Here is a 24,141-nt window from a genome sequence, read left to right on the forward strand (position 1 = left end):
GTTGCTGCTTGCTGCGCCATAGTCTTTGCCGGTAATTGCCGGCGTGGTCAGCTTCGCGAGAAGGCCGTTATCTTTTCTTCAAATACTTCCCGGGCTATGTTTTGCAACAGGATAACCCGCTGGAAAAGCAGATCCAGCTCTGCCGGGCTGACGGTATAATGATCCGTATAACGGGCCTGCACATACGCTTTTTCCAGGAGCTGCAGCAGCTGTTGTTCGGCGGCGGTATCTTCCGGGAAAACGGTGTTGAGCTGCGGAGCGCAGCGCCTGCAATATTTTTTTAGCTGCTGGAGGGAATGGGTGGGCTCCTGGTGATCCAGCAGCGCCAGGGTAGTGCTCCTGAAAACCTGCTCGGCAGCCTGGTGCAGCATAAAGGCGCCCATCGCTGTTTCTCCCTTTCGCCGGTGGAAGCCCGCCGTGTCAAGAAAAGATGCCGACCGGCTCAACCCGCAGGTAAAAACTTCCCGCATCTGCGCGGTGAGGGCTGCCTTCATTGCCGGATCGGGAGCGGGCAGACCGGTATGCCCGTCGTCATAGACCATGTTTTCAGAAGTGCAGACCCGAGAGTAAAACGGATGCCCTGAACGGAGCAGGGGATAAAGCCTGTCTGCCTTGTGCAGCGAGCAGGAAACGTCCGCAGCGCCGATGCATCCCAGCCCGATGACCGTTTCGTAGGCTTTGAAGCTGCGCTGTTCCTTGTCGGGTATTACGATCAGCAGATCGAAGCGGCCGGCTTTTTCTCCCGTCGCCGGCTTGTTTTCTACCACAAATATCTTTTCGGGACGAACGACAGCCGCGATAAACCGGATGATATGGCCCGGCGAAGCATGGCCGGACCGGAGTACCGCCAGCCGGAAAATTTCGGGATCGGCCCGGAAGATCTTTTCCATGAACAGCTCCAGGTCTTTCCAGAACCGGAGCAGGGAGGCCGCAGGCTTGGGCTGGCCGCCGGCGTTTACCGCCCCTTCCAGCAAAGACCAGAGGTGCTGCCTGACGGTGGCCAGGTCATAGCGGCTGAGAAAATCGCCGAGCGTTTCTACGGGGCGGGGCATTATCCCCGAAGCATCGGCAGGAGCAGCAGATACAGATTCCATGAGCAGGTATTGAGGGATGAAGGCAGTATTGCACGCTGGCCGGGGCCGGACCCGGGTAAATTATTTTGTATCTTCACGAGGTACGGACCGGTGTGGCAGAAAGGGACCGTTCCTGATCTCTTTCTTTCTCAAATATAGCACTTCTTTTCTAATGTAAGAAGTGCCTTCATAAATTTTTCTATTATGGAAAATACGCAGAAGGGCAGGCTATTGACCTTTCTCACCGCAAAAAGTATAGGCAAGCCCGAATTTTACCGTCGCACCGGGCTGGGGAACGCCTATCTGGATAAGGCCGGCCAGATCCAGCAGGGGAAGATCGGCGCCATTCGCAAAGCGTATCCCGAACTGAACATGCAATGGGTGCTGACCGGGAAGGGAGACATGCTGTTGCCCCGGGAGGACCAGGAGGACGGTCCGGTTTCCCGCCAGGCGTTGGAGGAGCCCGATCCTGCTTTCCGGGAATTATTTGAGGCCCTTATCGCTGCCAAAAACGAAACGATTGCCGCGCGGGACCGCATTATTGCCGCAAAAGACGAGCTCATCTCGGTACAGGCGGCGACCATCAAATCCCTGGAATCGGCGCTGGAGCTTTTAAAGACGAGGACGGGCTGATCAGGCAAGACCGGCCATGCCCGGATCAGTCCATGGCACGGCTGAAGCAATATCGCCTTGCGCCGGAACAGTGAACGCTGCACCTGAGCATCAGTCCATGGCGCGGTTCAGGAAGTCGATCAGCGGCTTCATGGCGGTAAAACGCTGCAGGATCAGCTTCAGCAGCTTGGGTGAGGCTACTTCGGCATCCGAAAAGCTGCTGCCCACGATAAAGCTCCGCAGTTTTAGAAAATCGACGGCGGGGTTGTCGGCAGAATAGCCCTGGGGCGGGCGGCTCAGCGCGCTTTCCGTATTCAGCTCCCCGAACAGCTTCCGGAATTGTTTTTCCCGGATAATGCCCAGAAATTCATCCAGGTTGTAATCGATCTCCTGCCGTATTTTTTTTAGCTCCGGTGCCGCCGGCATCCAGATCCCTCCTCCGCAAAAATGATTGCCTCCCGGCTCAATATGCAGATAATACCCGGGCAGATGCACCCGTTTGCCTCCTTTGTTGAAGCCGGCTGCAAAATTGGATTTGTAAGGCGTTTTATCCTTGGAGAAACGTACATCCTTGTATATGCGGAACACGCAATCCTTGACCTCCAGCCCGGCCAGGGAGGTATCCGTTTGGCCGTATGCAGTAATGACCTGCTCAACAAATGCTTCGAAATCGGCTTTGGCTTCCAGGTATTTGTCTTTATGCGCCTCGAACCAGGGCCGGTTGTTGTTTCGTTTCAGCTGGCGTAAAAATGTAAGCGTGGCGGGTTGCAGCATAGGGCGCTTTATTTGGTTTCAGGGCTTCAAATGTAATAAAAATTCGGGCAGGCGGGCACCGGGAGCGCACTGCTTTCGGCGTTGCTCCGCGCGCTAATTATATTTAGACCGGGCGCCCGGCTTCTTTAGACCCGGGCTCCGGCCTCGCCCTTCCGGCGACCCGGAGGGGAGCAGTAAAAAATCTGGCAGCATTTTCGCATAAGAAAGAATAAATTGGCTTAATATGACAAAAAAGACAATCAGCTGGCTGGTGCTGCCGGTAATAATTGCGCTGCTGACCGCGGGCTGCAGCTACCGCACGGTTTCCCACCGCAGCGGCAAGGTGCCGCCCGGGCAGGCCAAGAAGATATACGGCACCCAGTCGGCCAAGCCCTTTGCACCGGGGCAACAGAAAAAACGGGGCTGGTAAGCTGCCCGGTATTGCGTTGGGCTCCGGAGCATCCGTAAGGCCGCGATCAAACAGCTTACGGCCGTTAAAAAATAAAAAACCGGCGGATCTCTCCGGCCGGTTTTTTATTTTATCTGTTTGTAAGGGGGATCAGCGGTTCATGGAAATAAGAAACTCCTCGTTGCTCTTGGTATTTCTCATCTGGTTGAGCAGGAAGTTCATCGATTCTTCCGTATTCATATCCGCGAGGTGATTGCGTAAGATCCACATACGCTGCAGCACATCCTTTTCCAGCAGGAGATCGTCGCGGCGTGTAGACGATGCCGTTACATCGATGGCGGGGAAGATGCGGCGGTTGGACAGCTTGCGGTCCAGCTGCAGCTCCATGTTGCCCGTACCCTTGAATTCCTCGAAGATCACTTCGTCCATCTTGGAGCCGGTATCGATCAGGGCAGTGGCCAGGATGGTCAGCGAGCCGGCGTTTTCGATCTTACGTGCGGCGCCGAAGAACTGTTTGGGTTTGTGCAGGGCATTGGCTTCCACGCCGCCGCTCAGCACCTTGCCGGAGGCCGGCATAACGGTATTGTGGGCGCGTGCGAGACGGGTGATGGAGTCCAGCAGGATCACCACATCGTGTCCGCATTCCACCAGGCGCTTTGCCTTCTGGAGGGCGATGCCGGATACCTTCACGTGTTTTTCGGCGGGCTCGTCGAACGTGGAGGCGATCACTTCTGCATTTACGCTGCGCTCCATGTCGGTCACTTCTTCCGGTCTTTCATCGATGAGCACCACCATGAGGTAACATTCCGGATGGTTCTTGGCGATGGCGTTGGCCACTTCCTTCAGCAGCATGGTTTTACCCGTCTTGGGTTGCGCTACGATAAGTCCGCGCTGCCCCTTTCCGATGGGGGTGAACAGGTCCATGATCCGCGTGGAATAATTGTTGGGAGCGGTCACCAGGTTCAGCTTCTCATGCGGAAACAGCGGGGTGAGATAATCGAACGGAACGCGGTCCCGCACTTCGTCGGGGTTCTTGCCGTTGATGGTTTCCACCTTCAGCAGGGCAAAATACTTTTCCCCTTCCTTGGGCGGACGTACAGATCCGCGTACGGTATCTCCCGTTTTCAAGCCGAACAGCTTGATCTGGGAAGGAGATACATAGATATCATCCGGGGAGCTGAGGTAGTTATAATCGGAGGAGCGGAGGAAGCCGTATCCGTCGGGCATCATTTCAAGCACGCCTTCGCTGACGATAATGCCGTCAAATTCGATATTAAAGGCAGGGCTGCTGCTGGGCTCCTTACGCTGCTGATAACGGGGACGGAAAGGGGCGGAAGGTTCGCCGGGCAGGGGTTCGCGTACCTCGTTTTCGGGGTCCTCTGCAGCGGAGGGGGCTTCTTCCTCCGGTGTTTCCTTAGCGGGTGCCGGCTGTGTGGCAGGAGCAGCAGCGGCAAATAATCCTTCCTCGGGGTGTTCTTCTTTTTTCGGTTCCTTTTTGGGGGATGCGGCAGGAGCGGCTTCATTTTTGGGTGGCCTGCCCGGTTTACGGCCTCGCCGCGCGGGAGTGTCTGCCGGGGTTTCTTCATCGGCTTCGGGAGCGGCAGCGGCAGCTGCTTTGGGAGGAGCGCTTTCGCTTTTCGGCGGCCTGCCCGGTTTGCGCCGGGGCTTTTTCTCCCCGCTGCCTTCCTTACCGGCCGTGGTATCATCAGGGGCCATAACTGCTTGTTTGTCTAATATTTTATAGATGAGCGTCTGCTTGTCTAATTTTTTGACACCGGGAATATCGAGCTCTTCCGCAATGTCATGCAGTTCAGGAACGATCATATCGTTCAGTTGCAAGATGTCGTACATAAATTTTTGAAAATAGTTTTAGAATTGCGTAAGAAACGCATAGGGAAATTCCCCGCCACAAATTCCACGTTTTACAAGGTTAATCGCCAATAAATAATGAATAGTCTAATCGCTGTTTGGGAAAAGGACTGCTGACAGAAGCGGAAATATCAGTGATCATATCAGGCAGATGCAAGTGCAACATTACGATAAATTTTTGTATCTGCCAAATAAATATTATGTAACCGTTACCCCGCGGGCGCTTCCGCCGAAAGCGGCGGTTTGGGGACCGGGCGCTGCTGCCGGGCCCGGCAGGGACGGCAGAATTCCCGGAGCGGTTTATTTTAAAGACAGTTTAACTGTATCTTTGTTCCCCCAAAAAACATAATTCAACGCGCATGCACCCCCGTGTAAAGATCAAAACGCTGCTGCAATCCGGACGCTCCGGTTATGAAACCACCGTAAAGGGCTGGGTCCGCACATTCCGGAACAACCAGTTTATCGCCCTTAACGACGGGTCCACGTCCGCCAGTCTGCAGGTAGTGGTTGACCGGGAGCAAACCGACCCGGCGCTGCTGCGCCGGATCGTTACCGGCGCGGCGCTGAGCGTTACGGGTACGGTGATACCTTCCCCGGGAAAGGGTCAGCAGGTAGAGCTGAAAGCCACGGAGATCACTATCCTGGGAGACTGCGATCCGGATACCTATCCCCTGCAGCCCAAAAAACACAGCCTTGAATTTTTACGGGAGATCGCCCATCTGCGTTTCCGCACCAACACTTTCGGAGCGGTATTCCGGGTGCGCCATGCGCTGGCTTTTGCCATACATCGCTTTTTTAACGAAAAAGGGTTTGTATACCTGCACACGCCCATCATCACCGCTTCGGACGCCGAAGGCGCCGGCGAGATGTTCCGGGTTACCGCCTTTGATCTGAATGATATTCCCCGCAGCGCCGAAGGGAACCCCGATTTCCGGCAGGACTTTTTCGGCCGCCCCGCCCATCTCACGGTATCCGGACAGCTGGAAGGGGAGCTGGGCGCCATGGGTCTCGGGGAAGTCTATACTTTCGGTCCCACCTTCCGGGCGGAAAACTCCAACACCGCCCGGCACCTGGCCGAGTTCTGGATGATAGAGCCGGAGATGGCCTTTTATGAGCTGGAAGACAACATGAACCTGGCCGAAGAAATGCTGAAATACCTGATCGCCGCCGCCCTGGAGCATTGCGGGGACGACCTGGAGCTGCTCGGCAAACGCTTCGACGAAGAGGAAAAGCAAAAGCCCCAGCAGCAGCGCAGCGAAATGGGTCTGCTCGAAAAGCTGAAGTTTTGCCTGGACCAGCCTTTCCAGCGGCTGACCTATACCGAGGCAATAGCCCTGCTGGAGAACAGCCCTTATCAAAAGAAGAAGAAGTTCCAGTACCCGGTCTCCTGGGGTATGGATATGCAGAGTGAGCACGAGCGTTATCTCGTGGAAAAGCACTTTAAAAAGCCGGTGATCGTTACGGATTATCCCGCAGAGATCAAGGCCTTTTACATGCGGCAGAACGACGACGGCAAAACGGTTGCCGCCATGGATGTGCTGTTCCCGGGTATCGGCGAGATCATCGGCGGATCCCAGCGCGAAGAGCGGTACGACCGGCTGTTGCAGCGTATGGAAGTCCAGCATATATCGCCGGAGGAACTGTACTGGTACCTGGATACCCGCCGTTTCGGCACCTGTCCCCATTCCGGATTTGGCCTCGGTTTCGAACGGCTGATCCAGTTTATCACGGGTATGGGCAACATCCGCGACGTGATCCCCTTCCCGCGTACGCCCAGGAACATCTCATTCTGACACGCGGCAACCGCATTTTTTGTACTTTTGAAACAGCAGCACCCTGCCCGGATGATGCTATCATGTTTCTGTAACACGATGAGAAAGACAATCCGTTATACCTGCTTTCTCCTGCTGTTGACGGCCGTTGCCTGCCGTGAAGAGAAAAGTACGGAGCGGCCCTACGATCCCACCGGCAATATGGATTATCAGCCGGTGAAGAAAGGCGCCAGCTGGCAGTACGTATCCGCACAGTCTTCCGATACGCTCAGCATGCAAGCCACCGGCGAGCAGACAACGCGCGACGGCATCTCCTATTTTGCTTTTACCATGAGCACGGCCGACAGTAGCTGGACCGGCTACATGGGCAAGTCCGGAGTGGATTACTACCTGCTCAACAGCTTCTTTCCACCCGATTTCATCTCCGGCCCCCTGCTTTATCTCAAAGACGGCAGCCCGGCCGACAGCAGCTGGACCCAGCGATTGTCTTACAAGGGTATCGGGGGTACGGCACAGTTTGTGATCCTGGACCGGGAGATCAGCCTGCAGGTCGGCAGCCAGACCTTCCCGCAGGTGGTGCATGTGCAGATGAACCTTGCTCCGGATTACCTTCCACCCGGCTTTCCCGCGGAGACGACCCTCACGGCCGATTATTATATAGCCCGCGATGTGGGCATCGTTTATATGGTGATCCGGGCAGGGGGTGTCAAGGTGGAGGAAACGCGCCTGGTGGATTATGAGATCCCCTAATTATTATTACATTTACAATATTACCAAACACACGCACGATGTCTATGCACGCTGCTATACCCGTGGTAGATCTTTCGGCCTTTACGGCGGGCGATACCGGCCGTAAAAGCGCTTTTGCCGCACAGCTGGGAAGGGCATTTGAAGCGGTTGGTTTCGTGACGGTGGAGCACCACGGCATCCCGGCCGGACTGATCGGTGAACTCTATAAATATGTACAGGAGTTTTTCGATCTGCCGGAAACCGTGAAACGGCGTTACGAGCCGGAAGGGCTGGCCGGGCAGCGCGGCTATACCTCTTTCGGGAAAGAGCATGCCAAAGGATATGATGCGCCGGACCTGAAAGAGTTTTTTCAGTTCGGGCAAACGGTAGAAGACGATGCCCGGCTGAAGGCCGAATATCCCGAAAACCTGACGGTAAAAGAGATCCCCGGCTTTACCCCCGCGGCCCAAAAGCTGTACCGGGCCTTTGAAGATGCAGGCGCTTCCCTGCTGCAGGCCATCGCCCTCTACCTGGGGCTGGAGGAGCATTACTTTGACGAAAAGATACACAACGGCAATTCTATTCTCCGCGCGATTCATTACCCCCCTATCCGGAACGAACCGGCTTCATCCATCCGGGCGGAACAGCATGAGGACATCAACCTGATCACCCTGCTGGTGGGGGCATCTGCAGAGGGGCTGGAGATACAGGACAAGTCGGGACAGTGGGCGCCCGTAACGGCCGGTGCGGGTCAGATCGTAGTGAACGTGGGCGATATGCTTCAGCGGCTGACCAACAATAAGCTGAAGTCCACCACGCACCGGGTGGTGAATCCCCCCAGGGCGCAATGGCATACCTCCCGTTATTCGCTTCCCTTTTTCCTGCATCCGAAGTCGGAGATGGACCTTACCTGTCTGGCGGATTGTGTCAGCGACGCAATCCCCGCGCAGTATCCTCCCGTTACCGCCGGGGCATACCTGGAGGAACGGCTTCGCGAAATAGGATTGAAAAAATAAAAAGCTGCGGACCCGGTCAATGCTACTACGTCATCTTCCTTTCCTGAGAACCGTTTTCTGGTACAGCCTGACCGCCTTCGGCGGCCCGCAGGGTCACCTCGCCATCATGCTGAAGACCTTTGTACAGCAGCGGCGGGATGTTACGGAGGAAGAGCTGCTGGAGTACAATGCTTTTTGCCAGCTGCTGCCCGGCGCCTCCTCCACGCAAACGGTAACGCTGATCGGTTACAAACGCGGCGGCGTGCCGCTGGCCGTGCTGACCCTGCTGATCTGGATTACTCCCGCTTCCATCCTGATGGGCCTTTTGTCGTTTGTGATGTACTATATCGACAAAAGCATCTTCAAGTTCGTACAGCCGATGGCGGTAGGCTTCCTGGCCTATGCCGCCTTCAAGGCTTTCCGTATCAGCATCAAGAACGCCGCCACGGCTTATATCATGGCGGGAGCCATCCTGGCGGCGGCCCTGTTTAAAGGGCCCGGCCTGTTTCCCGTGCTGATCATACTGGGCGGCATCGTATCCAACTTCAGCAGCAAACGCATTCCCGAACATCCCGTACCGCCCCGGAAGATACAGTGGACCAACATCTGGCTTTTCGCCGCCGTTTTTATCCTGGCCGGTTTCTTCAGCGAATATGCCCGGGTGCATAACTGGCAGGACCGCAGGGCCTTTAACCTGTTTGAAAACTTTTACCGTTTCGGCAGCCTCGTATTCGGCGGCGGGCAGGTGCTGATCCCGATGATGTTCGACCAGTTTGTAACCCGGCCCGTCAATCACGGGATGATGCCGCTGATGTCCACGCGCGACTTCCTGACGGGAGCGGGGATGGTGCAGGCCATGCCCGGACCGGTCTTTTCCGTTTCCTCCTATATCGGGGGCATGGTCATGCGTCCTTCCGGGGCAGCCATGCAGATAGCCGGCTGTCTGATCAGCACGGTGGGCATCTTCCTGCCTACCCTCCTGCTGGTGCTGTTTTTTTATCCCATCTGGCACAACCTGAAAAAATATGTCTACATCTTCCGCGCCCTCGAAGGGATCAATGCGGTGGTGGTCGGGATCATGTGGGCGTATACGCTTATTCTCTTCAATGCCATTCCCTTTGCATGGTTTAACCTCGTGGTCATGGTCGGCACCTTCTGTGTCTTGCAGTTTACCCGTGTGCCGCCCCCGCTGATCGTGGTGGGCTGCCTGCTGCTGGGATGGATCAGCTGAACGACTGCTTTCTCCCGTCGCCTGTTTGCGTTTTCAGATTGTTCCGTAAATTTGCAGTACGCTATCCTTCCGCATGAACCTGCTACGGATGTAAAGATTCGTATAAAAGGACTGTGGTTATGGAAAAAACCCTGAAGCCGGTATTTGTAAAATCCCCGGACGATACCGTGTTTTTGAGAATAAAAAAACGGGTATCCGACAAGGTCCGGGAGCTTGAGCCCCGGCGGCGCGCTACGATTGTATTCAAAGCCATTCTTTTCCCGCTGGTTTATATCGCTGCCTATGTGCTGGCGCTCTGTTATGGCCGCCAGTCAGCCGTATTGTACGGGGCTTACTTTTTGATGGGCATCATGCTGGTGCTTATTTTCCTGAACCAGATTCACGATGCCGTGCATGGCGTGCTGTGGAAAAGTCCCCGGCTGAACAAGCTGTATGTGCATTTCTTTGATCTCATGGGCGCCAACAGCTATGTCTGGAAAGTCCGCCATACGCGGCTGCATCACAATTACCCCAACATCATGGGCTGGGACAGCGATATCGAGCAAAGCACGCTGGCCCGCATCTTCCCGCACGGCCCTTTCAGCCGCATCCACCGGTACCAGCATATCTATCTGCCGCTGATCTATCCGCTGTATCTGCTGAACTGGCTGCTGGTGCGCGATTTCAAGGATTTTTTCAACCGGAGCAAGCCGGTCTGGAAGGTCGTGGACATCCCCCGTTCCGAATACATAAAGCTGTTTATCTTCAAGGCCTTCTTTTTATTTTACATCATCGTCCTGCCGGTGCTGGTGCTAAAGATCAGCCTCTGGAAAGCCATTGGTGTTTTTCTGATCATGATGTTTACGGCCAGTATCTTCTCCCTGCTGGTACTGCTTTCGCCGCATGCCAACACGGAAAACGAGTTTCCCCTGCCCGACGAGCGCCTTCTCATCGGTCATCCCTGGTTTGTGCATCAGATCCGCAATACCAATGACGTCATTCATGACAACTGGTTTATCCGCTTTTTTATGGGATCGTTCAACTACCATGTCGTGCATCATCTTTTTCCGAAGGTGAACCATGTGTTCTACCCGGAGGCCACAGCCATTCTCAGGGAGGAGGCGGCGCGGCATAACCTGCCGTATCACAGCTATCCTCTGGTTACCACTCTGGTGAACCACTACCGGCTGCTGAAGCAGAACAGGATACCCGAAAATATCTTTGAGGAAACGATGTAGGCGAGGGTCAGCTTCCGAACAGGTAGCGGTAAGTCCGGTGTACCTTGTCCTTTTTTGCGCCGGTGGCGGCGTGTATAGCCAGCATCTTTTCGTTAAAATCCCCTACCCAGGCCAGCTCTACGCCCGTGATGGTGCCTCGTGGCAGCACTTCCTTTTGCAGGCAGCGGATGAGGGCCGATTCGATGCCGTGATTCTGGAACCGCTTTTTGCAGCCCATCACGATGATTCGCAGCCGGTCCGGCTTACGGACATGCTTATACCAAAAGAACTTGAGCTTTCCCCAGAGGTTGAGCGTTCCGTTCACATGCCTGAGCAGCTGGTTCACATCGGGAAGGCATACCACAAAGGCGATGGGTTCCTCCCGGTGATAGGCAAACCAGATGATCTTTTCGTCCATGACAGGGCGCATCTGTCGGAAGGATTCCCGGATGGTGGCGGGGACGATGGGGGTAAAATTTTCGAAATCGCTCCAGGCGTCGTTATAGATTTCGCAGAAGTCGGCGATAAACTTTTCCAGCTTTGCTTTTGAAAAATGCCGGAAGCTGTATTCCGGCTTCTGCATGACCCAGTCTGCAATTTTGGTAAACCGCTCGGGGAGCGGCTCGCGGGCGTCGAGGAAATTGGTATACTGGTCGTATAGCTTTTTAAAACCATAGGATTCAAACAGCTCGCGGTAATAAGGCGGATTGTAGTTCATCCCCAGGCTGGGCGGCTTGAAGCCTTCCACCAGCAATCCCCAGTATTTGTCGTTCTCTCCGAAGTTGACCGGGCCGTCCATCGCTTCCATGCCCTGTGCGCGAAGCCAATCCCTGGCGGTATCAAAAAGAAGACGGGCCGCATCGTGGTCGTTAGGACATTCAAAAAAACCGGTGCCGCCGGTCGGCTGCGGATTTTTGCCGGCTTTCTCGTTGTTGACAAAAGCGGCGATCCTGCCGATGGGGTTTCCGGTCTCGTCTTCGAGGATCCAGCGGTTGCAGACGCCGTGTTGAAAGAAATTATTCCGCTGCGGATCGAAGACGGCGCGGATATCGTCATCCAGCGGGCAGATCCAGTTGGGATCGTTCCGGTAAAGCATACGGGGAACTTCAAGGAATTTCCGGACTGTGGACTGGTCGGTAACCGCTTTGCAATACATCATATCTGCCTTCGCTTAAAAGAGACAAAAACACAACAGCCCTTATCTTACATCACAACGGTTGCTGTCATCAAAAAGGTTTTCAAGTGGCGGCAGGCATAACCTTCTCAAGGCCTTGCGGCATATCGCATGGCGATACAAAAATACTGCGGTTTAGAGGAATTGCGAAAAGAAAAATAGGAACATATTTAACTTTTCTCCAACACGAATAAATGTAACTTCGGATAAAAAAATAAAGCGTATGCTGCAAAAAGTACTTTTCCGCTTTTGCTGTATTTATTTTGGGCTGTATTTCCTCCCCCTGCCCCTGGGCTTTCTATGGGACCCGGCCGTGCATTGGACGGGCAGACATATTCTTCACCTGGGCAGTGCCATTACGGTAAAGCCAAACGGCAGCGGAGATACCACCTATAACTACGTGCAGGTGCTGGTAATGGTGCTGGTCTCCCTGGCCGGATGTCTGGTCTGGAGCCTGGCGGATCATAAACGAGCCAGCTACCGCAGGCTGAAGTACTGGCTGATGGTCTACCTGCGTTACAGCCTGGCTATCGCCCTGATGAGCTACGGTTTTTACAAGATATTCAAGAGCCAATTTCCCTTTCCCTCGCTGATCCGCCTGCTGGAACCTTACGGGCAATCTTCTCCCATGGGGCTGGCGTGGACCTTTATGGGATATTCCACAGCATTCAACTTCTTTACGGGCTTTTTTGAAGCGCTGGGCGGCTTTCTGTTGTTTTTTCGTCGGACTACCCTGCTGGGCGCCTGCATCGCAGTGGGTGTCATGGGCAATGTGGTCATGATGAATTTCTGTTATGACATTCCGGTGAAACTGTATTCCAGCAACCTGCTGTTGGCTGCAATTTTTATCCTGCTGCAGGACTTTCCGCGGTTGACCCGCCTTTTTATCCTCAACCGCACCGCGCCGCCCGCAGATATCCGGCCTGTCTTTACCCGTTCCTGGAGCCGCTGGACGAGGATCGTCCTGAAGGGGTTGCTGATCCTCTTATTCCTGTACAGGAATATCTCCGGCGGCTGGCAAGGTCTGCAGCAATACGGAGACAACAGACAGCGTCCTCCTTTGTACGGCATCTACGAGGTGGAGACCTTTGTCCGGGGCAGGGATACCCTGCCTCCGCTGTTGACGGATACCCTGCGATGGAGACGGCTCATCATTGACTATCCGGGCTATGCCACCGTGCAGAGGATGGATGAGCGCGGGTCTGTCTACTATGGCTTTCGGCCGGATACCCTGCAGAAAACGGTCCTTCTCTTTTCCAATCCGGATACGGCAACGAAATACCGGTTCCGTTACGAATGTCCGGACAGCGCCCGCCTGGTGCTCCGCGGGAAGCTGCGGGAGGATAGTCTGGAAATCATGATGCGGCGAAAAAAACCGGACGAATTCCTGCTGGTAAACCGCGGCTTTCACTGGATCAACGAGTATCCGTTTAACCGGTAACCCGGCTTGCAGGTGCTGTGGGTGAGTAAAAAATGCTTAAGCCCGCAGCTGCAGCCCGGCAAAGCGGCCTGAGAGAAAAGGTATTGAGAAATTAGTTGTAAATTTGGAAACTCGAGTCAAATTATTCCGAGATAAGGGTCGAGGTTACTGAAAAATAAGTAGCTATGCAGGCAACTATTGATATAAATGATATTCTGTCAAAAGTAAAGCAACTTAATGAAGAAGAGCAGCTAACGCTTTTGGAGAAGATTGCTTTATTGATCCGGAAAACGGCCGTAAAAAACAAAAAAGTAGGGCTTTCGGCTATTTCCGGGGTGGGGGGAGCAGTGTGGAACGATATAAATATCGATAAATATGTAGACGAAGAAAGGCAATGGTGATCGCTGATTTTCGTTCAAAGCAGGTATTTTTGGATACAGCGCCGCTGATCTATTTTATCGAAGGACATTCTGTCTATCAACTTCAACTACAGCAGCTCTTTTCCTCTAACGACAAAGGTAATTTTGCATTTATAACTTCTTCCCTGACCTTGTTGGAAGTTCTGGTAAAACCATTGAGAGAAGGACAAACTCAGCTTGTTCAGCAATATAAGGAGATTTGCTGAATGCTGCGGGAATTGAAATTTATGAAATCGGAAATCCAATTGCGGAAAAAGCTGCTGCATTAAGGGCCAGATACAATCTTCGGACACCTGATGCACTTCAGCTGGCGACCGCCATAGAATACAAAGCTGATTACTTTTTGACGAATGATGTAAGACTGACCGCTGTCCGGGAAATACAAAGCATTACACTGAACGACCTGGAATAATCAGGAGTTATCTTCCTGCGGCGACATTAGATGCCAGAAGGCACAATCCTACTTTCCGCTTCGATTTCCGGGCAGCTTCCCGTATTTTTACAAAAAATTCCACGTACCCAATACGAGTATATTTCATGGACTATCTGGCAGGATTGAATGAGCCGCAGCGCGAAGCGGTATTGCATATGGACGGCCCCCTGATGATCGTCGCCGGCGCCGGTTCTGGGAAAACCAAGGTACTGACCACCCGGATCGCCCACCTGCTGCACAGCGGTGTGGACGCCTTTAACATACTGGCCCTCACCTTTACCAACAAGGCTGCCCGTGAAATGAAGGAGCGGGTGGAGCATATGCTGGGCAGCACCGAAGCGCGTAACCTGTATATCGGCACCTTCCATTCCGTGTTTGCCCGGATATTGCGTGCAGAGGCGCACCGGCTGGGATTCCCCAACAATTTTACCATCTACGATACGGACGATGCCAAAAGCGTGCTGAAAACGATCATCAACGAGCAGAATCTCGATGATAAGCATTATAAGCCCGGGCAGGTGCTGAACCGCATATCGGCGGCAAAGAACAGCCTGGTGAGCCCCCAGGAATATGAGCACGATTATTATATCCAGCAGGAAGACACGCGGAGCAACCGCCCCATGATGGGCAAGCTGTACGACCTCTATGTAAAGCGCTGCTTTAAAAACGGGGCCATGGACTTCGACGACCTGCTGTTCAAGATGCATGAGCTGCTCACCCGGTTTCCCGAAGCGCTGCACAAATACCAGCATAAGTTCAAATACATCCTCATCGACGAATATCAGGATACCAACCCCGCCCAATATGCCGTGATCAAGCTGCTCGGCGCGGTCTATGAGAATATCTGCGTGGTGGGCGACGATGCCCAGAGCATATACTCGTTCCGCGGGGCCACGATCCAGAACATCCTGCAGTTTGAAAACGATTATGAAGATGTGAAGGTGGTAAAGCTGGAACAGAATTACCGCAGCACGAAGTCCATCCTGAACGCGGCCAACAAGATCATCGGCAATAACAAATCCCAGATCGAAAAAATACTGTGGACGGATAATGCCGACGGGGAGAAGATCCGCGTGGTCCGCACCATGACGGATAACGAAGAAGGAAAATTCGTCGCGGACGCCATCGCCGAGCAAAAGCTGCGCAACCACTACAGCAACAAGGATTTTGCCATCCTGTACCGGACCAACGCCCAGAGCCGCAGCTTTGAGGAAAGCCTGCGCCGTATGAACATCCCCTACCGGATCTACGGCGGTCTCTCCTTCTACCAGCGCAAGGAGATCAAGGATTATCTGGCCTATCTGCGGGTTATTGTCAACCCCCGCGACGAGGAAGGGGTTCGCCGCATCATCAACTATCCCGCGCGGGGCATCGGAAAAACCACCGTGGACAAAGTAACGCTGCTGGCCGGCGAGCAGGACATCACCTTCTGGGAAGTGCTGGAAAGGGCCGGCGAGTATGGTTTCCGGGCGGGAGCGCTGGAGGCCATCGAGGGCTTTGTGACCATGATCAAAAGTCTCCGCGTGCTGGCGGAAAAGCACAATGCGTATGAAGTGGCGGTACAGGTGGGCAAGTCCACCAACATGGTCCGGGAGCTGTTTAACGACAAAAGCACCGAGGGGGTGGCGCGGTACGAAAATATCCAGGAGCTGCTGAACTCCATCAAGGAGTTTACCGAAACGCCTACGGAAGACGGGGAGCTGATAGAACGCGGTCTCGGGGCTTATCTGCAGCAGATATCCCTGCTTACGGATGCCGATCAGGGCGGCGACGACGTTGACGTGGTAAGACTGATGACCATCCATGCAGCCAAGGGGCTCGAATTTCCCTGTGTTTTTTCGGTGGGGCTGGAAGAGGGCCTCTTCCCCAATGCCATGGCGGTGAATACCCGCGAAGAGCTGGAAGAGGAGCGTCGCCTGTTTTACGTGGTGGTTACGCGGGCCAAGTCGAAGCTGTGGCTGACCTATGCCAATAGCCGCTATCGTTTCGGCAGCCTGATGCAGAACGAGCCCAGCCGTTTTTTACAGGAAATTCCCGAGGAGCACCTGGACCACAGCTTTGCGGGAGGCGGCATGCGCAACGTGCCGCGGGGCGGCAGCCTGTGGAAAGAAAGTGCTTATGAGCGGATGCACCGGCAGCCGGGTGGCGGCGCTGCAGCCGGAAGTACGGCCCGGCCGGCCCCGAAGACCGGGGGCAGCAGCAAGGTAGTGGCTCATGTGCCCACGCCGGATTTCGCGCCGGATGATCCGGCTGTCTTTGAGGCGGGCGTGGAAGTGGAGCACCTCAAGTTTGGTTTCGGCAAAGTGCTGCGTATGGAAGGCAATCCCAACAACCGTATTGCCACCATCTTCTTTCCCCAGGGCGGCGGTGAGAAAAAGATCATGCTTAACTACGCCAAGCTGCGTATGGTACGTAAGGAAGAATAGACGTGTATCGTAAATCCCTGACACCGGAACAGGCCCTGCAAAAGATGCGGCAGTACTGCGCTTACCAGGAGCGGGCGCATGCCGAGGCGCGGAACAGGCTGTATACGCTGGGCATGCGGAGCGCCGACGTGGAGGAGATACTCTCCCGCCTGATCACGGAAGGCTTTTTAAATGAGGAGCGGTATGCCAAAGCCTTCGCCGGGGGGAAATTCCGCATGAAGCAGTGGGGGCGCCGGAAGATCCGGGCAGCGCTGCAGCTCAAGCAGGTATCGCCCTACTGTATCCGCAAGGCCATGGAGGAGATACCGGAGGAAGACTATCGGAACACGCTGAAGCGGCTGGCCCTGCAGAAATACGCCGCCTTGAAGGGATGCCAGTATTTGGTAAGGCGGGCCCGGACGCAGCAATACCTCCTGCAGAAAGGGTATGAGCCAGATGATATCCGGCAGGTGATGGAGGAGATATTAAAGTCGATTTGATAATGTGCTGATCGGGTAAATCATTAAATGCCCTTCACCCTTTACCTTTCACCCTTCACCTAAAAAAATGGACCTTACCCTGACCCTCATCCAGACCGACCTTTACTGGGAAGACAAAGCTGCGAACCTCGGCATGCTGCGGGAAAAGATCGCCGATCTGAAGGAGCGCACGCAGGTGATTGTGCTGCCTGAAATGTTCAGCACCGGTTTTAGCATGCAGCCGGAAAAGCTGGCCGAATCCATGGCCGGCCCTTCGCTGCAGTGGATGAAAGGGCTGGCCCGCGAAAAAAAGGTGATCCTCACCGGTAGCCTTATCGTGGAGGACCAGGGCGGTTATTACAACCGCATGCTGTGGGTGATGCCCGACGGACGGGTGGGGTATTACGACAAGCGGCATCTTTTTGCCTATGCCGGAGAAGACCGGCAGTATACCGCCGGCAACCGCCGCCTTATCGTCCGGGTAAATGGCTGGAAGCTGCTGCTCCAGGTCTGCTACGACCTGCGCTTCCCCGTCTGGAGCCGGCAGACGGCCGGCCGGGAGAACGATGATCCTTCTTACGACATCTTGCTGTATCCGGCCAACTGGCCGGCTTCCCGGGCGGCTGCCTGGGATACCCTGCTGCGGGCCCGCGCCATCGAGAACCAGTGCTATGTGATCGGGGTGAACCGCGTCGGCACCGACGGGAACGGCATCCGCTATCAGGGCGGCTCTTCCGTTGTGGGTCCCCTGGGGGAATTGCTTTACGGCAAGACGGACGATGAGGACTGCTTCACCATCACCCTTTCCTTTGAGGAGCTGGCCGGGGCCCGGGCACGGTATCCCTTTCTGAAGGATGCCGACCGCTTTGATATCCGGCTGTGATCATGCCTCTGTATTACAGATCGAAGCTCTTCTTGGGGTGGTTTAGCTTTACGGAAAATGTCTGCGCCTTCCCGCCGCGGTCTACCGTAATATCGATCTTATCCTTATCCCGGTCCTCATGCAGGGCCTTCATGACCGCTTCCGCGCTGCTGACGGATTTATCCCCGAAACGTGTGATCACATCCCCGCGCTGAAAGCCCGCTTTTTCTGCCAGAGACCCGGGCAGTACGCTGGATATCTTGGCGCCCTGCGGCTTTTCAGCATCTTCAATACGCATGCCGAGCTGGGGTGTATCGTCGTTCATCCAGTTGAATGAGAACGGGTCGCCCTCCTCGTTCATCCGGGGCATCGGGTAAAAATGAAATTCTGGGTTCCGCGGGAGGGCTGGGCTGATTGACCAGGCTACCATCTCGTTTTCTCCGAGGGTGGCCGTGGCGGTATGTTTTGCTCCGTCGCGGGTATAAGAGAGGGTGATCTTGTCGCCGGGTTTGTGCCCGCCGATGGCTTTTACCAGGTCTTCGGGACTTTGGATGGCCTGGTCGTCCACGCCGGTGATCAGGTCGCCTTCCTGCAGTCCGGCCGTGTCGGCGGCGCTACGCTCCTGTACTTTCTCCACGCGGGCGCCTTTGTCCGCTCCGTCAGGCGGCGAGGTGAACACGCCCAGGAGGGCTTTATTTGCATAGTGAGGCTGGCCGGGGAACCGGTCGGGGGACCTCCGGGGAAATATGCTGAGCCCCTGTGGTCCGCCGTGTGGTACGGCTTCGCGGAAGCTAAAGCTGCGGCCGCCCCGGCTGCTGCCCTTGCGCTGGATGACGGTGACATCCCCGTTTTTGAGCTCGCCGGGCTTTTTGCCGTTGATCAGTACCGAGTCCCCGTCGATCTGTATCGTCATTTTAGGCGGAGCGTTCCCCTTGCGGCGGATGATGATCTCCTGGTACTGATCCTGCCCTTTGGCGGTATCCTGCTGCGCCCAGGCCTGCCCGGCGGTAAGCCCGGTAACGGCAAGGACCAGCATCGGTAAATATGATAGCTGCTTCATGGTTGTTGATTTGAAGTGATCAACAAAATTACGGTCCCGCCCCTATCTGCAGCACTAAGGGAATGTTAAAAAACGAGCGTTCTGACCTTTTCCACCGCTTCCTCCAGTCGGGTGGCGTCCTGCCCGCCCGCGCTGGCAAAGGTCGGCTGTCCGCCGCCGCCGCCTTTGATCAGGGGGGCTACCTGTTCCCGGATGATCCGGGGGGCTTCCAGGCCGGTTTGCCGGGCGGTGGCGTCGTCGAGCATGAGGGCGATCCCGGCTTTGCCGTTGACGGCCGCGGCCAGTACAAAAAGGTAACGGTCGAAACGTGGTTTTAGCAGAAAGCAAAGCTGCTTGAGGGCGTCTGCGCTGTCTACTTCCACTACTTTGCCGATAAAGAAAAGTCCGTTTGTTTCGGTGGCCCCGCGGGCCAGGTCTTCCGCCAGCTGCTGCAGCTGCTGCTGTTCCAGCCGGGCTACCTTCTTGTCCAGCGCTGCTTTTTCCTGTAACAAGGTTTCGATGGCCTTCAGCGGGTCCTTGGCCTTCAGGCTGGCGCCGATATGATGGAGAGACTGCAGCTGATCGTAGATATGCTTGATGGCAAAGCGTCCGGTGACGGCTTCGATCCGCCGCACTCCGGCCGCTACCGCCGTTTCGTGGATGATGCTGAACAACCCGATCATCCCGGTGGCCGGCACATGGGTGCCGCCGCAGAGCTCCACGGAGAAGGCGGGATCTATCGTAACCACCCGCACGGTATCTCCGTATTTTTCCCCGAAGAGGGCCATGGCCCCGCTTTTCAGGGCTTCCTCCCGGGGCAGGTAGCGGATATCCACAGGAATGTTTTCCCGGATCTTATCGTTGACCAGGAAGGTGACCTCGCGCAGCTCTTCTTCGGAAAGCCGGGCAAAATGGGAAAAGTCGAAGCGCAGATAGCTGTCGGTGACCAGCGATCCTTTCTGCTGCACATGCGTGCCCAGCACCTTGCGGAGCGCTGCATGCAGGAGATGCGTGGCCGAATGGTTGTAGGCGGTATACAGCCGCTTTTCGGTATCCACGCGGGCGGTCAGCGGTCCTTCGATACCTGCCGGAAGCTTTCCGGTAAAATGTACGATGAGGTCGTTTTCCTTTTTTGTATCGGTAACCGGAATCACTTCCCCTTCAAAATCGAGGGTGCCGGTATCGCCGGTCTGTCCCCCGCTTTCCGCGTAAAAAGGGGTATTATCCAGCACCAGCTGGTACTGCTCCCTGCCCTTTACTTTTATGCTGCGGTATCGGGTCACCTGTGCGGGCACCAGCAGATCGTCGTATCCCACAAAAGCGGTGGGTATTTCCCGGAGCACGGTCCAGTCGCCGGTATCCAGGGCGGTGGCTGCGCGGGAGCGGTTTTTCTGCTGCTGCATCTCCGCCTGGAAGCCGGCTTCGTCGATGCCGAAGTCTTTTTCCTGGGCGATGAGCCGCGTCAGGTCCAGCGGAAAGCCGTAGGTATCGTAAAGCTCAAAGGCGGTTTTGCCGTCTATGACGCCGGAGGTCCCGGCCGTCGTCAGGTATTCGTCTATACGGCGCATCCCGCTTTCGAGGGTGCGGAGGAAGTTGCCTTCCTCTTCGAGGATTACTTTCTGCACAAAGTCCGCCTGCTGCCGGAGCTCGGGGAAAACGTCGTCGAACTGCGCGGCCAGGGCGGGCACCAGCAGGTGGAGGAGCGGCTGCTTTCTGTTCAGGAACGAGAAATAATACCGGACGGCGCGCCGCAGAATGCGGCGGATCACGTAGCCGGCGCCCGTATTGGAAGGCAGCTGACCGTCGGCAATGGTAAAGGCAATGGCGCGGATATGATCGGCGATCACCCGGAAGGCGATGTCCGCCCGGCTGTCGCTGCCCCCGTACTGCTTGCCGCAAAGCTGCTCGGTAAAGGCGATGGTGCCGCTGAATACATCCGTATCATAATTGCTTTGCTTCCCCTGCAGCACACGTACCAGCCGTTCGAATCCCATGCCCGTGTCCACGTGCCTGGCCGGCAGCGGCTGCAGGCTTCCGTCCTTCAGGCGGTTGAACTGCATAAACACGAGGTTCCATATCTCGATCACCTGCGGATGGCCGGCGTTGACCAGGGTGCCGCCGTCAACCGCTTCCCGCTCCGCCGCTTCCCGGCAATCCACATGTATTTCGGAGCAGGGGCCGCAGGGACCGGTATCACCCATTTCCCAAAAATTGTCTTTCTTGCTGCCTTTCAGGATACGCTCCCCGGGCACCCACTTCTCCCATTCCCGGTAAGATTCCTCATCGAAAGGAAGCTTGTCGGGGTCGTCGCCTTCAAATACGGTGACGTACAAACGCTCTTTATCAATTTTATATACTGCCGTCAGCAGCTCCCATGCCCAGGCGATGGCTTCTTTTTTGAAATAGCCATTCTCCGGATGCCGGGGATCGCCGAAGCTCCAGTTTCCCAGCATTTCGAACATGGTATGATGATAGGTGTCCACGCCCACCTCTTCCAGGTCGTTGTGCTTGCCGCTGACCCGGAGGCATTTCTGCGTATCGGCCACCCGCTGCTTCGCCGGCGCCTTATTGCCCAGGAAGTAGTCTTTGAACTGGTTCATGCCGGCATTGGTGAAAAGCAGGGAGGGATCGTTTTTGATCACGATGGGTGCGGCAGGGACAATGATGTGTTCCCGGGAACGGAAGAAGTCGAGGAACTGCCGGCGTATTTCGGAAGCGGTGGTCATAAAATCAAATGAGAAATCCGTATAATTTTTTATTTTTATTAACAGAATAATCAGCGGCAGGACGTTAATTTGCGGCCGTTTTACGGCACATATGCCTGCCCCCTCCGGTTGTTTGCGCAAAGGGAATGCAAAAGTATTAAAATAAAACAGGTTTTGTGGATGCGTGTCGCGGAGGATTAAGTCGCTCTCATGAAGAAGGTCAAATATTATTATAATACCCGTACGCTCAGGTATGAGAAGCTGGTCGTCCCTCTTTATGTGAAAATACTCCGTATCCTGGGTTTTATTGCCGCGGCTCTCGTCACTTCGGTCATCATCGTATCCATTGCCTACCGTTTTTTCGACTCTCCCAATGAAAAAAGGCTGCGGCAGGAGGTGAACGAAATGCGCGACCGGTACGAAGCGCTGGAGGGTCAGTTTGATATTGCCACCGTTCAGCTGAAGGAGCTGCAGAACCGCGACGACCAGATCTACCGCGCCATCTTTGCAGCGCATCCTATACCGGACAGCGTGCGGGCGGGACGTCAGGCCCGGCAGGCGGAATACGCCTTTCTGCAGAATTTCCGGAATGAGGAGCTGATCTCCAATGCCGCCGGAACACTGCACGAGATAGTTCACCGCATCGACATTCAGAACCATTCCTATGACGAGCTCGACAAGCTGGTCAGGAACAAACAGCAGATGCTGGCGGCCCTTCCGGCCATCCAGCCGGTGGCCAACCGCAACCTGACGCGCATCGCTTCGGGCTTCGGATACCGGATCGATCCCATCTACAAAACGGTGAAATACCATACTGGCCTGGATTTTGCTGCTCCAACAGGAACTCCTGTGTATGCCACCGGCGACGGGAAGGTATCCTATGCCGGCCGGGATAACAGCGGATATGGTAACCACGTGATTATCAGTCACGGTTATGGTTACGAAACCCTATATGCCCATATGGTGCGGATAAAGGCAAAGATCGGCCAGCATGTCAAGCGCGGAGAGGTAATCGGCTGGGTGGGAAGTACCGGGAAGTCTACCGGGCCGCATTGTCATTATGAAGTGATCCGGAACGGCAATAAGGTGGATCCGGTTTATTTCTTTTATAACGATCTGACCCCCGAGCAATATGAGCGTATGTTAAAGATTGCTTCTTCCAGCAATCAGTCACTGGATTGATAAACCAACCATCAAATGAACGAGCAGTCCCCCGTCATGAGCCAGCTGGATCTTTTTTCTTCCGCATCCCTGTCCAACCCCGCCCCATCCGGGCAGTCCCCGGAAGCCGCCGTCACGCCCCGTCCCCGGACTACGGACGAAAAAACGGAAGTCGAGGGAAAGGCGGAGAGCGGCGCTCTTCCGGCAGCAGCCGAACCCCAGCGGGCCCCGGATGGGCAGGAGCAGGCAGAAGCGGCCGCGGAAGAATGGCCCGTCCTGGCTGTTCAGGAGGCTGAGCAATCTTCCAACGGGGCCGTCGTTGTAACGGAAGAAGCCGGAACGGCCGGAGAAACCGGAGCGATGTCTCCGGCGGAAAATACCCGCACAGCCGGGGCGAAGACGGGCACGGGCAGCAAGCGCGGCCGCAAGTCCCTCAAGGAACTGGCAGATGATCCGGAGGTGCTGCAACAGATCGGACAGATGGACCTGGCCAAACAATATTATCCCATCAGCGAGGTGGCGGAAATGTTCCGGGTCAATGCATCGCTGATCCGCTACTGGGAAAATGAATTTGATGTTTTAAAACCCCGGAAAAACAAGAAGGGCGACCGGCTTTTCCGGCCCGAGGATATCCGTAACCTGCAGCTGATCTATCATCTGCTGCGGGAGCGGAAGTATACGATAGAAGGCGCCAGGCAAAAGCTGAAGTCGGAGAAAAAGCTGGCCATGCAGCATTTTGAGCTGGTACAGTCTTTGCAAAAAGTGAGAAAATTTTTAGTGGAACTCAGGGAACAGTTATAACTTTAGCCCCGAGGACCTCATCTAACAAAAATGATTATGAACAGAAAGACATTTCGCGGAATAAGCATGCTGGTCGTATTACTGCTGACCGCAGCGGTACAGCTGAAGGCTCAGGATAAGCAAACGGTATACGCAGCCAGCGGTGAAAAGGTCATCACCGGTCCCCTGACGATGAAAGCCCTGGCCAACGATTCTGCCTTTGGCTGGTTTTATACCGGCGTAAACAAATACAAGCCCGATCCCGCCCTGATAAAATATATCAGCGCTTACCGCGACAGCTTTGACGTAGTGGTTTTTGCCGGCACCTGGTGCCAGGAAACAAAAGACCTGCTCCCTAAATTTTTCAGCACCATGCTGGCCTCCAGCTATCCCGTGGCGCGTATACACATGTATGGCGTGGACCAAAAGCTCGATATGCCGGGAGACGAGGCAAAGCAGCTTCACCTGACCAAGGTGCCCACCTTTATCGTGTTGCGGAAAGGAAAAGAAGTCGGCCGTATCGAAGAGCGGGTGCAGAAAAGCATCGAGGCCGACCTTGTGGCCATCCTGGACAAGATGATGGCGGCGGAGCAGGGTACAAAAGCCGTTACGGCGCACAGATAAT

Annotated in this window: 22 protein-coding genes; 16 read left to right on the top strand and 6 right to left on the bottom strand. The window is 55.2% G+C overall.

What is annotated here, in order from left to right; genetic code table 11:
* Positions 1–47: 47 nt before the first annotated feature.
* A complete protein-coding gene (locus ABD851_RS01175) occupies positions 48–1,094 on the bottom strand; it encodes a HEPN domain-containing protein (RefSeq protein WP_344973995.1) in 1,047 nt (348 codons plus the stop codon).
* A gap of 183 nt (positions 1,095–1,277) precedes the next feature.
* Here ABD851_RS01175 and ABD851_RS01180 point away from each other — a divergent pair, with 183 nt between their 5' ends.
* A complete protein-coding gene (locus ABD851_RS01180; protein WP_344973998.1) occupies positions 1,278–1,706 on the top strand; it encodes a hypothetical protein in 429 nt (142 codons plus the stop codon).
* Positions 1,707–1,796: 90 nt separating this feature from the next.
* On the opposite strand, the gene ABD851_RS01185 is transcribed toward ABD851_RS01180, so the two are convergent.
* A complete protein-coding gene (locus tag ABD851_RS01185; protein ID WP_344974001.1) occupies positions 1,797–2,459 on the bottom strand; it encodes a DUF2461 domain-containing protein in 663 nt (220 codons plus the stop codon).
* A 223-nt stretch (positions 2,460–2,682) separates the two neighbouring features.
* Here ABD851_RS01185 and ABD851_RS01190 point away from each other — a divergent pair, with 223 nt between their 5' ends.
* A complete protein-coding gene (locus tag ABD851_RS01190; protein WP_344974004.1) occupies positions 2,683–2,868 on the top strand; it encodes a hypothetical protein in 186 nt (61 codons plus the stop codon).
* Between the two features lie 129 nt (positions 2,869–2,997).
* Here the strand turns inward: ABD851_RS01190 and rho are convergent, their stop codons facing one another.
* Entirely contained in the window at positions 2,998–4,698 is a 1,701-nt protein-coding gene (gene rho / locus ABD851_RS01195; protein ID WP_344974007.1) for a transcription termination factor Rho, read from the bottom strand.
* Between the two features lie 377 nt (positions 4,699–5,075).
* Between rho and asnS the strand changes: the two genes are divergently transcribed.
* From asnS to ABD851_RS01220, 5 genes are all read left to right on the top strand, one after another.
* A complete protein-coding gene (gene asnS / locus ABD851_RS01200; RefSeq protein ID WP_344974010.1) occupies positions 5,076–6,509 on the top strand; it encodes an asparagine--tRNA ligase in 1,434 nt (477 codons plus the stop codon).
* Positions 6,510–6,587: 78 nt separating this feature from the next.
* Positions 6,588–7,238 (top strand): hypothetical protein, encoded by a 651-nt coding sequence (locus tag ABD851_RS01205; RefSeq protein WP_344974013.1) that lies wholly within the window; start codon positions 6,588–6,590, stop codon positions 7,236–7,238.
* Positions 7,239–7,276: 38 nt separating this feature from the next.
* The gene (locus ABD851_RS01210; RefSeq protein WP_344974016.1) at positions 7,277–8,233 is read left to right on the top strand and encodes an isopenicillin N synthase family dioxygenase; all 957 of its coding nucleotides are present in this window, start codon (positions 7,277–7,279) and stop codon (positions 8,231–8,233) included.
* A 19-nt stretch (positions 8,234–8,252) separates the two neighbouring features.
* Complete coding sequence (locus ABD851_RS01215; RefSeq protein ID WP_344974019.1) at positions 8,253–9,443, top strand: chromate transporter; 1,191 nt, start codon at positions 8,253–8,255, stop codon at positions 9,441–9,443.
* A gap of 119 nt (positions 9,444–9,562) precedes the next feature.
* Positions 9,563–10,660, top strand: a complete 1,098-nt coding sequence (locus ABD851_RS01220) for a fatty acid desaturase family protein (protein WP_344974022.1) — start codon at positions 9,563–9,565, stop codon at positions 10,658–10,660.
* Positions 10,661–10,667: 7 nt separating this feature from the next.
* On the opposite strand, the gene ABD851_RS01225 is transcribed toward ABD851_RS01220, so the two are convergent.
* Entirely contained in the window at positions 10,668–11,798 is a 1,131-nt protein-coding gene (locus ABD851_RS01225) for a GNAT family N-acetyltransferase (RefSeq protein ID WP_344974026.1), read from the bottom strand.
* 238 nt (positions 11,799–12,036) lie between these two features.
* Here ABD851_RS01225 and ABD851_RS01230 point away from each other — a divergent pair, with 238 nt between their 5' ends.
* The 6 genes from ABD851_RS01230 (at position 12,037) to ABD851_RS01255 (ending at position 17,852) form a co-directional block, all read left to right on the top strand.
* Complete coding sequence (locus tag ABD851_RS01230; RefSeq protein ID WP_344974029.1) at positions 12,037–13,254, top strand: hypothetical protein; 1,218 nt, start codon at positions 12,037–12,039, stop codon at positions 13,252–13,254.
* Positions 13,255–13,418: 164 nt separating this feature from the next.
* Complete coding sequence (locus ABD851_RS01235; protein ID WP_344974032.1) at positions 13,419–13,634, top strand: hypothetical protein; 216 nt, start codon at positions 13,419–13,421, stop codon at positions 13,632–13,634.
* 217 nt (positions 13,635–13,851) lie between these two features.
* Positions 13,852–14,064: a type II toxin-antitoxin system VapC family toxin gene (locus ABD851_RS01240; protein WP_344974035.1), complete on the top strand. Its 213-nt coding sequence runs from the start codon at positions 13,852–13,854 to the stop codon at positions 14,062–14,064.
* A 125-nt stretch (positions 14,065–14,189) separates the two neighbouring features.
* A complete protein-coding gene (locus ABD851_RS01245; RefSeq protein WP_344974038.1) occupies positions 14,190–16,511 on the top strand; it encodes an ATP-dependent helicase in 2,322 nt (773 codons plus the stop codon).
* Between the two features lie 2 nt (positions 16,512–16,513).
* On the top strand, positions 16,514–16,990 hold the full coding sequence (locus ABD851_RS01250) for a regulatory protein RecX (protein WP_344974041.1): 477 nt from the start codon (positions 16,514–16,516) through the stop codon (positions 16,988–16,990).
* Between the two features lie 67 nt (positions 16,991–17,057).
* The gene (locus tag ABD851_RS01255; RefSeq protein ID WP_344974044.1) at positions 17,058–17,852 is read left to right on the top strand and encodes an amidohydrolase; all 795 of its coding nucleotides are present in this window, start codon (positions 17,058–17,060) and stop codon (positions 17,850–17,852) included.
* A gap of 13 nt (positions 17,853–17,865) precedes the next feature.
* On the opposite strand, the gene ABD851_RS01260 is transcribed toward ABD851_RS01255, so the two are convergent.
* Entirely contained in the window at positions 17,866–18,891 is a 1,026-nt protein-coding gene (locus ABD851_RS01260) for a PDZ domain-containing protein (RefSeq protein ID WP_344974047.1), read from the bottom strand.
* 65 nt (positions 18,892–18,956) lie between these two features.
* A complete protein-coding gene (gene alaS / locus ABD851_RS01265; RefSeq protein WP_344974051.1) occupies positions 18,957–21,596 on the bottom strand; it encodes an alanine--tRNA ligase in 2,640 nt (879 codons plus the stop codon).
* Positions 21,597–21,785: 189 nt separating this feature from the next.
* Between alaS and ABD851_RS01270 the strand changes: the two genes are divergently transcribed.
* Genes ABD851_RS01270 through ABD851_RS01280 form a run of 3 tightly spaced genes read left to right on the top strand, consistent with a single transcriptional unit; the run spans position 21,786 to position 24,140 of the window.
* Entirely contained in the window at positions 21,786–22,757 is a 972-nt protein-coding gene (locus ABD851_RS01270; RefSeq protein WP_344974054.1) for a M23 family metallopeptidase, read from the top strand.
* A gap of 15 nt (positions 22,758–22,772) precedes the next feature.
* Complete coding sequence (locus ABD851_RS01275; RefSeq protein WP_344974057.1) at positions 22,773–23,537, top strand: MerR family transcriptional regulator; 765 nt, start codon at positions 22,773–22,775, stop codon at positions 23,535–23,537.
* Between the two features lie 36 nt (positions 23,538–23,573).
* Positions 23,574–24,140, top strand: coding sequence for a thioredoxin family protein (locus ABD851_RS01280; protein ID WP_344974060.1), 567 nt, complete (start codon positions 23,574–23,576; stop codon positions 24,138–24,140).
* The last annotated feature ends 1 nt before the right edge of the window (position 24,141 follow it).

Origin of the sequence: Compostibacter hankyongensis (assembly GCF_039541075.1) — a bacterium.
GTDB classification, from domain to species: Bacteria; Bacteroidota; Bacteroidia; order Chitinophagales; family Chitinophagaceae; genus Compostibacter; species Compostibacter hankyongensis.

Coding starts and splice junctions, on each gene's coding strand:
- ABD851_RS01275 (WP_344974057.1), top strand. CDS start 22,773: ATGAACGAGCAGTCCCCCGTCATGAGCCAGCTGGATCTTTTTTCTTCC.
- ABD851_RS01210 (WP_344974016.1), top strand. CDS start 7,277: ATGTCTATGCACGCTGCTATACCCGTGGTAGATCTTTCGGCCTTTACG.
- ABD851_RS01185 (WP_344974001.1), bottom strand. CDS start 2,459: ATGCTGCAACCCGCCACGCTTACATTTTTACGCCAGCTGAAACGAAAC.
- ABD851_RS01230 (WP_344974029.1), top strand. CDS start 12,037: ATGCTGCAAAAAGTACTTTTCCGCTTTTGCTGTATTTATTTTGGGCTG.
- ABD851_RS01225 (WP_344974026.1), bottom strand. CDS start 11,798: ATGATGTATTGCAAAGCGGTTACCGACCAGTCCACAGTCCGGAAATTC.
- rho (WP_344974007.1), bottom strand. CDS start 4,698: ATGTACGACATCTTGCAACTGAACGATATGATCGTTCCTGAACTGCAT.
- ABD851_RS01270 (WP_344974054.1), top strand. CDS start 21,786: ATGAAGAAGGTCAAATATTATTATAATACCCGTACGCTCAGGTATGAG.
- alaS (WP_344974051.1), bottom strand. CDS start 21,596: ATGACCACCGCTTCCGAAATACGCCGGCAGTTCCTCGACTTCTTCCGT.
- ABD851_RS01245 (WP_344974038.1), top strand. CDS start 14,190: ATGGACTATCTGGCAGGATTGAATGAGCCGCAGCGCGAAGCGGTATTG.
- ABD851_RS01180 (WP_344973998.1), top strand. CDS start 1,278: ATGGAAAATACGCAGAAGGGCAGGCTATTGACCTTTCTCACCGCAAAA.
- ABD851_RS01280 (WP_344974060.1), top strand. CDS start 23,574: ATGAACAGAAAGACATTTCGCGGAATAAGCATGCTGGTCGTATTACTG.
- ABD851_RS01205 (WP_344974013.1), top strand. CDS start 6,588: ATGAGAAAGACAATCCGTTATACCTGCTTTCTCCTGCTGTTGACGGCC.
- ABD851_RS01220 (WP_344974022.1), top strand. CDS start 9,563: ATGGAAAAAACCCTGAAGCCGGTATTTGTAAAATCCCCGGACGATACC.
- ABD851_RS01190 (WP_344974004.1), top strand. CDS start 2,683: ATGACAAAAAAGACAATCAGCTGGCTGGTGCTGCCGGTAATAATTGCG.
- ABD851_RS01260 (WP_344974047.1), bottom strand. CDS start 18,891: ATGAAGCAGCTATCATATTTACCGATGCTGGTCCTTGCCGTTACCGGG.
- ABD851_RS01175 (WP_344973995.1), bottom strand. CDS start 1,094: ATGGAATCTGTATCTGCTGCTCCTGCCGATGCTTCGGGGATAATGCCC.
- ABD851_RS01235 (WP_344974032.1), top strand. CDS start 13,419: ATGCAGGCAACTATTGATATAAATGATATTCTGTCAAAAGTAAAGCAA.
- ABD851_RS01215 (WP_344974019.1), top strand. CDS start 8,253: ATGCTACTACGTCATCTTCCTTTCCTGAGAACCGTTTTCTGGTACAGC.
- ABD851_RS01255 (WP_344974044.1), top strand. CDS start 17,058: ATGGACCTTACCCTGACCCTCATCCAGACCGACCTTTACTGGGAAGAC.
- asnS (WP_344974010.1), top strand. CDS start 5,076: ATGCACCCCCGTGTAAAGATCAAAACGCTGCTGCAATCCGGACGCTCC.